Source organism: Paraburkholderia lebeckiae (assembly GCF_014201005.1).
Lineage (GTDB): Bacteria > Pseudomonadota > Gammaproteobacteria > Burkholderiales > Burkholderiaceae > Paraburkholderia > Paraburkholderia tuberum.
Map to the genome: position 1 here is coordinate 122,562 of NZ_JACHDK010000016.1, position 9,620 is coordinate 132,181.

General features: G+C 59.3%; 9 protein-coding genes and 3 pseudogenes. 7 read left to right on the forward strand and 5 right to left on the reverse strand.

Annotated elements, in window-relative coordinates; genetic code table 11:
* Positions 1-14: 14 nt before the first annotated feature.
* The 3 genes from htpX to HDG39_RS25575 all read right to left on the reverse strand — a co-directional run bounded on the left by htpX (position 15) and on the right by HDG39_RS25575 (position 2,388).
* Positions 15-884 carry a protease HtpX gene (gene htpX, locus HDG39_RS25565; RefSeq protein ID WP_184009682.1) on the reverse strand — a complete coding sequence of 290 codons (870 nt, stop codon included), beginning with the start codon at positions 882-884 and terminating at the stop codon, positions 15-17.
* 155 nt (positions 885-1,039) lie between these two features.
* Positions 1,040-1,381: an HPF/RaiA family ribosome-associated protein gene (locus HDG39_RS25570; RefSeq protein ID WP_184009683.1), complete on the reverse strand. Its 342-nt coding sequence runs from the start codon at positions 1,379-1,381 to the stop codon at positions 1,040-1,042.
* Positions 1,382-1,503: 122 nt separating this feature from the next.
* Positions 1,504-2,388, reverse strand: a complete 885-nt coding sequence (locus HDG39_RS25575; RefSeq protein WP_184009685.1) for a LysR family transcriptional regulator — start codon at positions 2,386-2,388, stop codon at positions 1,504-1,506.
* Positions 2,389-2,531: 143 nt separating this feature from the next.
* Between HDG39_RS25575 and HDG39_RS25580 the strand changes: the two genes are divergently transcribed.
* The 3 genes and pseudogenes from HDG39_RS25580 to HDG39_RS25590 form a co-directional block, all read left to right on the forward strand.
* A complete protein-coding gene (locus HDG39_RS25580; RefSeq protein WP_184009687.1) occupies positions 2,532-3,386 on the forward strand; it encodes a TerC family protein in 855 nt (284 codons plus the stop codon).
* A gap of 74 nt (positions 3,387-3,460) precedes the next feature.
* Positions 3,461-3,778: a TFIIB-type zinc ribbon-containing protein gene (locus HDG39_RS25585; RefSeq protein WP_184009689.1), complete on the forward strand. Its 318-nt coding sequence runs from the start codon at positions 3,461-3,463 to the stop codon at positions 3,776-3,778.
* A 17-nt stretch (positions 3,779-3,795) separates the two neighbouring features.
* Positions 3,796-4,134, forward strand: a pseudogene (locus HDG39_RS25590) (transposase); the annotation flags it as partial.
* A gap of 680 nt (positions 4,135-4,814) precedes the next feature.
* Here the strand turns inward: HDG39_RS25590 and nhaR are convergent.
* Positions 4,815-5,711, reverse strand: a complete 897-nt coding sequence (nhaR, locus tag HDG39_RS25595; RefSeq protein WP_184009691.1) for a transcriptional activator NhaR — start codon at positions 5,709-5,711, stop codon at positions 4,815-4,817.
* A 147-nt stretch (positions 5,712-5,858) separates the two neighbouring features.
* Here nhaR and HDG39_RS25600 point away from each other — a divergent pair, with 147 nt between their 5' ends.
* Positions 5,859-6,350, forward strand: a complete 492-nt coding sequence (locus HDG39_RS25600) for a CBS domain-containing protein (protein ID WP_184009693.1) — start codon at positions 5,859-5,861, stop codon at positions 6,348-6,350.
* Positions 6,351-6,432: 82 nt separating this feature from the next.
* Complete coding sequence (locus HDG39_RS25605) at positions 6,433-7,398, forward strand: Tim44 domain-containing protein (protein ID WP_184009705.1); 966 nt, start codon at positions 6,433-6,435, stop codon at positions 7,396-7,398.
* Positions 7,399-7,622: 224 nt separating this feature from the next.
* Here HDG39_RS25605 and HDG39_RS25610 read toward each other — a convergent pair.
* A pseudogene (locus tag HDG39_RS25610) lies at positions 7,623-7,835 on the reverse strand (transposase); the annotation flags it as partial.
* Between the two features lie 628 nt (positions 7,836-8,463).
* On the opposite strand from HDG39_RS25610, the gene HDG39_RS25615 reads away from it, so the two are divergent.
* Complete coding sequence (locus HDG39_RS25615; RefSeq protein WP_184009695.1) at positions 8,464-8,865, forward strand: hypothetical protein; 402 nt, start codon at positions 8,464-8,466, stop codon at positions 8,863-8,865.
* A gap of 570 nt (positions 8,866-9,435) precedes the next feature.
* Positions 9,436-9,620: pseudogene (locus tag HDG39_RS25620) on the forward strand (carboxylate--amine ligase); the annotation flags it as partial.

Consider the following 9,620-nt stretch of genomic DNA (forward strand, 5'->3'; position numbering starts at 1 on the left):
CCCTGCTTTACTGACTACCCGCTGCTTTGCAGCACAGCAATGCGCCTGTCGATCGGTGGGTGCGTGGAGAAGAGCCCGAGCCACCCCGGCTTGTCGGTAATGCCGGATGCCTTGAAGGATTGCGGAAGTTCGCCGGGTGCAAGTCCACCCAGGCGGGCCAGCGCATTGATCATCGGTCGCGGAGAAGCCAGCAGTTGCGCAGAGCCCGCATCAGCGCGGAACTCGCGGCGGCGCGAGAAGTACGCGACGATCACCGAAGCGAGAATGCCGAAAATAATCTCGCAAACAATAACGGTAATGTAGAACCCGGGACCGACACCGCGTTCGGTACCAAACAAGGTCTTGTCCACGAAGTACCCGACCACACGGGCCAAGAAAATCACGAAGGTATTCACCACGCCCTGAATGAGCGTCAAGGTGACCATGTCGCCGTTGCTCACGTGTGAAATCTCATGGGCAAGCACAGCCTCCACTTCCTCCGTGTTCATCGATTGCAGCAATCCGGTGGAGACAGCCACTAGGGCTGAATTCTTGAAAGCCCCTGTGGCGAACGCGTTCGGCGCGCCTTCAAAAATTGCGACTTCCGGCATACGAATGCGAGCACGCTGCGCGAGCTCCCGTACAGTGTCGATCAGCCATTGCTCAGTCCAATCGCGCGGCGAATCGATGACACGCGCCCCGGTTGCCCATTTTGCCATCGGTTTGGAGATAAGCAGCGAAATGATGGAACCGGCGAAGCCGATCACCAGCGAGAACACAAACAGCGCATTGAAGTCGAGGCCGCTCCCGGTCAGGAAGCGGCCGACGTCCAACACATTCATGACTAACGAAAGCACCAACACCACCGCGAGGTTGGTGGCGAGGAACAGCAAAATTCTTTTCATTCACAAGTCTCCTGTGGAAACTGGCTGAATGACTGCGGTGACATAGAACCCTCAACTCTCCTTTGACACCGGATAACCGAAAGGCTTATGTAATCTTGCTATTTCAGCACAAGACGTTTGCTATCTGTCTTCATAGGAATTCGCGCGTACCTTGTTCATCGCCAGTAAACGGCATCAAAATCACGGGGACCCCGAGTCGCAATGCGCGCCTGCCGCCTGCGGATGATCGAACGCGCCGCGCGGGCCAGCGCGAGATCGAGTGCGCCGCGCCAGTCTCTTGCGATCGACGTCACGACGACAGGCGTCGCATCGGGCGTCTGCACCTGCACCTGGCAGCGTTTGTCGAGTCCGCCGCGCGGGCCGTTGATGTCCGACATGCTGACGGTCGCCTTCGAAATCAGCCAGTCCATGCGGCGAAACACGAACCGGATGCGTTGGCGCGCGAAGCTGCGCAGACGGACGGCTTCACGGTCGCGGGACTTGAACAGGACTTGCATGAGACACCTCCTTCGTGGGTACGGCTCAAGAGTACGGTGAGGCGGCGTCGAGGAAAAAGCAGAAATAACGGAAATGCAGCTTCGGAAAAACCGAACCTTCGTTTTCGTGATCACGAACGCGGTCACGCATGCGCCGCACTCAACACCTTTTGCGTCAAAGGATGATGCCGCCCGCGCCGCGACACGATTGCGTGTATTTCCTCCTTCACTTCCGGCGAGCGGCCGAGCCAGCGCAAGCCGCGATGCGTGGGATCGTTGCGCTCGGCGCCGAACGCCGCGAGCGGAAACACACCCATGCCGCGCGACGCGAACAGCGCCATCAACGCGCTGTCCTCGAACTCGCCCGCGACGCGTGGCCGGATGCCTTCCGCTTCGAACCAGCGGTCGAGGCGCGAACGCAGCGACGAGTGTCCCGTCGGCAGCAGCACCGGCAGCGACGCGAGGCATCGCGGAAAATGATCGACATGCGTTTTTCGCACCACGGCGGCCGGCCCGTACCAGTCGATCGGCGAAGCGATCAGGCGCTCGCTGGATAGACGCAGATTCGAGTTGTGCGGCGCGGGCTGGCTGGACAGCACGAGATCCAGATGGTGATGCGCCAGTTCCGCCAGCAGGTCTTCCGCTTCGCCTTCGTGGCAGAGCAGCCGTAGCGAAGGCGTGTCCAGCACGCCCGCAAGAATGGCGTGGACGGCCAGCTTCGAAATGCCATCCGTCAAGCCGACCGCGAAGCGCGCGACGGTCCCGCTGGCCGCTTCGCGCACTTCGTCGTGCAATGCGCGCCCGATCTGGAAGATTTCCTCCGCTCGCGCATACGCCGCCTGTCCCGCTTCCGTCATCGCGACGCCGCGTCCGGCGGGCTTCAGCAGTTGATGTCCGAGCGATTTTTCCAGTTCGCGCACCTGCGCGCTGATGGTTTGCACCGCCATGTCGAGCCGTTCGGCGGCGCGCGCAAACCCGCCTTCCTTCACGACGACCCAGAAATAGTGCAAGTGCCGGTAGTTGAGCATGTGTGGCCTCACTTCGAAAAAACCGAATCAACCGTCAGCTTATCACTGGTTTTTTCGATTACGGCGCCAGGCGATCATGCTTTCCACAGGCTGTGACCCAGTAGTCAGCCGTTTTCTTCTCGACCGGAGAACGACGCTCCCAAATGGAATCCTTACTGACCCTGGCCGCCGATCCCGCTGCATGGGCTGCACTCGTGACGCTCGTCGTGATGGAGATCGTGCTTGGCATCGACAACCTGATCTTCATTTCGATTCTGAGCAACAAGCTCCCCGAAGCGCAACGCGCGCGCACGCAGCGTATCGGCATCATGCTGGCGCTGCTGATGCGGCTCGGCCTGCTGGGCACCGTCGCGTGGATCGCGCGTCTCACCGAGCCTGTGTTTTCCGTGTTCGATCACGCGTTTTCGTGGCGCGACCTGATCCTGCTCGCGGGCGGTCTGTTCCTTGTGTGGAAGGCCACGCGTGAAATGCACCATCACGTGAGCCGTGACGCCGAGGCGCACACGAATCCTGCGGTGGGCGTCGGCGGCATGACGGTGACGGCTGCCATCGGCCAGATCCTGCTGCTCGACCTCGTGTTTTCCGTCGACAGCATCATCACCGCGGTCGGCATGACGGATCACCTGCCCATCATGTTCATTGCAGTGATCGCTGCTGTCACGGCGATGTTGTTCGCGGCTCGCCCGCTGTCGAAGTTCATCGAGCGCAATCCGACCATCGTCACGCTTGCGCTGAGCTTTCTGCTGGTGATCGCGATGACGCTGATTGCCGAAGGTTTTGGTTCGCACGTGCCGAAGGGCTACATCTACACGGCCATGGCGTTCGCAGTCTTCGTCGAAGGCATGAACATGATGGCGCGGCGCAGAAAGGACAAGCGCGAGCACAAGGCGGCAGTTTTGGAAGCGGAGCGTGAAGCCGGCTCCGAAGCAAAGTCTGAAAAGACGCAGACCAGCGGTTCGGCTTTCTCGAACTTAACGAAGCGGACTGAAGCGGACTGACAGAAGTATCGGGGCGGTTGAACGCCGCCCCGACCGGCAGCACAAAGGTTGAACGTTACGAAAGGAGCAACGCAATGAAGTGCCCCGTTTGCAAGACCCCCGATCTGCTGATGACCGAGCGTCAGAACATCGAGATCGACTATTGCCCGACATGCCGTGGCGTATGGCTCGATCGCGGCGAGCTGGACAAGCTGCTGACCCAGATGCAGGACACGCCCGAACCGGACAACAGAAGCAATCAGGTCGAGCGCGACGCGCGCTACGGCGACCGCGACGGCCACCATGACCAGCAGTGGGGACGGCGCAACGATTCTTACCACGGCGATCAGCGCAAGCACTACGATCCGCGCCGCAAAAAGAAGTCACTGTTCGATATGTTCGACTTTGACTGACCTGCATGCATCCTGCGCTCGAACTGTTCTGGCGGGCATTCCACAACCGGCGTGAAGTCGGTGCGTGCTTGGGCCTCGTACCACAGCCATACGACAGTAGCGGGAGCCGCACAGATCAGGGCATCAGCAAGCAGGGCAATCGAGGGGTGCGTGCCCTGCTCATCGAGATGGCGTGGTCCTGGCTGCGGTACCAGCCCGACAGTGTGCTGACACGGTGGTTCTTACAGCGAACACAGGGCGTCCCACTGAATCGCCGCGCCCGACGTATCGCCATCGTCGCGGTGGCGCGGCGTCTCGCAATTGCGTTGTGGCGCTATCTGAAGGACGGGGTGATACCCGAGGGGGCGCAGCTGAAGTCAGTGATCCGCAAAGGCGTTCCGACAACATCACCATGGAAAGCGCGGGACACGATGTATGGGCGGTTTGAAGTGAACATGCCCGTGGGGTGCCCGGGTTACTCACGTAACCGATTCTTGAGATGGGGCGTGCTCCCGAAAAGAAATTCCGGCGCAACGCGCAACAGATGATGCTGGCTAGCCGCCAGCGGATAGAAGATGGTGACTGCGACACGAAGTTGCTTGCAGGAGCTGTTCCCGCTTCAACATGAGGGAACCGCCCGTGTCACCGGGCGCGTCTAGGAGTCTGAATAAAGAGCGATTCTGACAACGTAACGAAGCATCGCAAGATGCGGGGTATCAATCGCGAGAGGCGTACCTTCACATCGGAAACGGCCATAGCCTTCATCTGCCCGGCCGTTTGATCAGGCGAGCCGTCGGCCGCTAACTTTGGATAGATCGCGTATGGACGTCGACTCGATATAAAACGCATGCGTGCTTCTCGCGGACATTAGCAATCTGTTCATCGCTCTAATGGAATAGCGATAGTAGCTATTGTCATCATCGAATTGAACACGCGTGCGTTCGCATCGAGACCTTCGAGGTGATCGCCGCGTTCCTGCTACGTAAGGGGCCGCAAGCGCGCTCAAACCAGGGTGTTGCCGGCATCGCGAGTTCATCCTACACAGAAACGGCCCCGCCTAAACGTTGAACAGTTCGCTACGCGCCGCGTCCATGATCATCGCGACAGCCGGGTGGCTGATGTGGCGCTCGATAGAGATTGCAAAAAATTCCTCGACGATCGAATTGATCTGCCCGACTATCGCCAGGTTGTGCTCTGTCTGCAGCTGGCTTTCGAGCACGGTTGGCGCGAACAGCAGGCCGCGGCCTTCGCGGCCGAATGCCATGGTCATCGCTCCGTCGTCGAACTCGCCGACGATGCGCGGCGAAATGGCGTGCGAGGCGAGCCAGTGATCCAGCTTGCGCCGCACGGCGGATTCCGTGCCGGGCAGTAGCATAGGCAGCTTATCGAGCGACATCGGGAAGCGTTTTTTGCTGCTTTGAATCAGCGCCTGGGTTCCGAAGCAGCTTAGCGTCGACCGTCCGAGGCGGTGATTGAACGCCTTGATGTTGACGTCGACGGGAATGGGGGCGTCCGCGATGATCAGATCGAGGCGGTGCACGGCCAGTTGCGCGAGCAGCGCGTGCAGTTTGCCTTCGTGACAGATCATGCGCAGCGACGCCGACGCGCTCAGCGCGGGTTCCAGCAGCCGGTACGCAATCGCCTTGGGGACCGAATCCGCGATCCCGACGCGAAACCGCGTTTGCGCACCGGATTCGCTTTCGCGCCGCACAGCGCTTTCGAGTTCCGAACCTAACGAAAATATCTCGTCGGCGTAGTCGAGCGCGAGGCGCCCCGCATCGGTCAGTTCGAGCGTGCGGCCGGTTTTCCTGAACAGCTTCTTATCCAGCGCCTCTTCGAGAAGCTTGATCTGGCCACTGAGCGTTTGCGGCGTGATGTGCAACTGCTCGCCCGCGCGCACGATGCCGCCCGCGCGAGCCGCGACCCAAAAGTAATAGAGATGCTTGAAATTCACGAATCCTCCACCGATTACGGAAAGATATGTTTTTCTCGAAGTATCAACAATAAAAATACGAATTTTATGTTGGCATGGGTTCAGTTAGATTGAAACTTCGCCCCGAAGCGTCGGCGGGCGTTTCATGACAGCTGACAGAGGTGACATATGGCATCGGTTGCAGAATTGCTGCGTGCGAAAGCTTCCCGGACAGTGTGGTCGATCGAGGCATCCGCTTCGGTTTGCAACGCGATATCGATCATGGCTCACAGGGAGGTTGGAGCGCTCATCGCCGTGCACGACGGGCGCATAGCCGGCATCGTGACGGAGCGCGATTACGCCCGGAAGATCGTTCTGATGGAACGCTCGTCAACGAATACGCCTGTGCGCGACATCATGTCGACGGCGGTGCGTTATGTCAGCCCGAAGCAGACGACGGACGAGTGCATGGCGATCATGACAGAACATCGGATTCGCCATCTGCCTGTGATCAGCGCAGGGCAGGTGACAGGAATGGTGTCGATCGGCGACCTGATCAAGAACCTGATTTCCGAGCAGGAGCACACCATCCGGCAACTGGAGCACTACATCCACGGCAACGGTTTTCACGCCGCTTTTGACGGATCGAAGGCACAACCGGCGGCGAGCTTGCGTAGCTAAAAATATTACTGTTCGTAATGTATTTGCGCGCGCAAATGGAGCGCGTTGCGGGCAGTTTCGCGACTCATCGAAAGAGGTTTTTATGTACACGCAAATCATCAACAAATTGCGACGTGCTGCCGGTGCAGTCACGCGCGGGACGGCCGCGTTCGGTCTGGCGGGACTGCTGGCGCTGGGCGCCGTGGCGTCGAACGACGCCGAGGCGAAGCGCGTAGGCGGGAGTCAAAGCATCGGGCGGCAGTCGCAGACGGCGTCGCCGTCTGGACAAGCGCAGCGAAGCCAACAGGCACAGCCGGCACAACAGGCCGCGCAGGCGCCTGCTGCGGCAGCGGGTAACCGCTGGATGGGCCCGCTGGCTGGTCTCGCTGCGGGCCTTGGGATTGCAGCATTGCTGTCGTCGTTTGGCCTGGGCGAAGAACTGGCGCAGATGCTGTCGAATGCGTTGCTGATCGGGGCGGTGATTTTCGCCGGCGTGATGCTATTCCGCTTTATCGCCAACCGGCGTCGTCCGGATCTTGCCTATGGACACGGTCCCGTGAACCGCCAGCAAACGAACGGCTCGCGGTTTCTGAATCAGATCCCGCAAGCGCGGCCTGAAGCGAACTTGCGGGGCTGGCCGAACGCGGCGATGGGTTTGACGGGAGCAGCGGACACGGAGAGGACAACGGGACTACCACTCGAGCAAGATCAGGCGGCGTTTCTTGTATCGGCAAAGACCTTGTTCATGCGCCTTCAAGGCGCATGGGACCGGAACGAGCAGGGTGACCTGTTCGAATTGACGACGCCGGAGATGTTCGCGCAAATCAAGTGGGATCTCGAAGCTCGGGGTCGCCAGGTGAGTCATACGGAAGTCACGCAACTTGACGCGGAGGTGCTTGGCACAGAACGCAATGCGGATGAAACGCTGGTTAGCGTTCGCTTTTACGGTCAAATGCGGGAAGACGATGCGCCGACTGCCCAGCCGTTCCAGGAAGTCTGGAACATGGTCAGCGACGCACGTGGCAACCAGGCGTGGCGACTGGCCGGCATTCAGCAAATTGACGGATGAGAGCGTAGTTGAAACCGGCAGCGGCCTGCTGCCGGTTACTCGTGAGGGTGGCGCGCGCCGCGGAACTACCTGAGACCAACCTTTCGCCAGCGACCGCGCGTGAGAAAGTCGAGCGCCACTTGCGGAGTGGCAAACGCTGGGCGCATCAGGCGATAGTCGGCCAATAGTTGCCGTTCGCGCAACCCACAAAGCCGTCATTGCGATGGCCGGTTCACTCGGCGGATTCAACCGGTCGATGCAACAGATTGATGAGATCGCTCAGCCGGTGTATCGAAGTTTAGAGTTTTCCTCGCACGTTCGTCGAGTCGCCTGGCGACGGCATGGAGTTCTGCCTGCGAATACACTGAGAGGTCGATTCCTTTAGGGAGATACTGTCTCAGGAGTCCGTTGGTATTTTCGTTCGACCCACGTTGCCAAGGATTGTGCGGATCGCAGAAGCCACTGATGCTGCGAGCGGGTGCGGCGTGTCGGAGTGGGTGCCCATGGCGCCCAAAACCCGCGCAAGCCTATCCTGCCATACCTCAATTTTCATGTTGTTTTCTGCGCCATGTGTCACCTCCGTGCATAGGATGTACAAGCCATGTGCAACAGAAATTCGCTTCAATGTAGTCGCAGTGTGTCGTGCGTTCAATGCAGTGATGCAGCGAAGTAAGTCGCGTGTGCATGGCTGGTTGATCTCCGGGTGCATCAGACGTGGCCGTGAATGGAAGCACCGTAGCGATGGCGACGCAAGGTAGGTGAGTATCGCGTTTTCTGGCTAGCAACATCGAACGTGTTCCGGCTCTCCCTCAAGGTGAATCGACGAGCACATGCTGACCAGTTCTGTTGACGCTCGTGTGCGTGAGCAGTGAGCGTGTGAAAGTCCATGTGCATTGAAGGGAACTGGGATCAACACCAAAAAAATATTTCCTGTTCCGCCAAATTCCTCTGTATTCCGATCTATTCCATCCGCGCCGACAACTGCACGTAACTGGTGTTGACGGCACGTGAACACCTGCGCAAGATGTAATGAAGGTCGTGTGTCGGAGCGAGTCATGCCGGTCATCACACGAAAACACGTCCTCTATGAACGCTATCTGGATTTCGATATGCCGTTTGGCGAGGTTTCACGCCAACGCCTGGCCAGCGCTGCGGCCGCCTGGTCAACCCGCTTTGGGGGCGGCAGTGCGCCATGCGACCGCGCTAATCGAGGACCAGTCGGAGGACATCCGCGCCATTCTGATGGTGACGGATGGCGCACCCGCGGACATCGACGTGACACGCGATGCCTACCTGCTCGAAGACGCCCGGGTCGCGGTGCAGCATGCGAGGCGGGCTGGAATCCACTGCTTCGGCATCGCTTTGGACACGCAGGCCGACTCGTATGTGCGTCGAATTTTCGGACAAGGGAACTATCTGATCGCAGTGGCTCCGGATTTTTTACAGCAGCGCTTGAAGTCCGTCCTGGCGAAACTGGTGCGCCTCTAAGTGTGGGTTGACAGCAATCGCCAATAGCGCCTGTGGGTCGCTATGCGGAGGTTTACATAGCGACCCTGACCGGACGGTCTCTTGCATATGTCGAATGTCGCTTGATTCGCGCATGACGGACCATCAACGAAAGTCAAATCACAGATTGGACCGCTGACCCGTCTGCCCCGACAGGCAGCGCAGAGGAACGTGGCGGTGATGCCACGTTTCATCCAGCTGCATTGATAACGTCCAAACATCAATGCTTCGAAAAAATGCACTTATCGCGTAACTCCATTTGCGTGAGTATCTGTACTCAAGATTCCAGCGAGATTGGAACGAAAGTAAAACGCATCGGAGACAAGGCTATGTACAACGCAAGGCGCACCTGGAGCGGCTAACGATCGCCCCTTGGGCCGGGTCGTCTCGAGCCCCAGCCGGTTCGAGCACCGGACAATTCAACACACATCAGCAACGCATTCCGACCGCCATCGGCGTCACGGCCGCTTGTCACGCCTGGCGCTTTCGCCAAACGACCAATCCGAACACCCGTTTCTTTCTATATCGCTATGCCCTTCAGGAGACAACTTCATGCAAATCACCGGTATGTTGCACGGCGCGCGCCTGCTGCAATTCGTCGGATTTCCAGCCAGCGAAATCCTCGGCCCGAGCGCCAGCGAGGAGGAAGTCAAGGCGCTGATCGACCGTCATCGCCAGATCTTCATCAAGCCCGTCTTCAAGGGCGGAGTCGGCAAGAAGGGCAAGGCAGGTCTGCT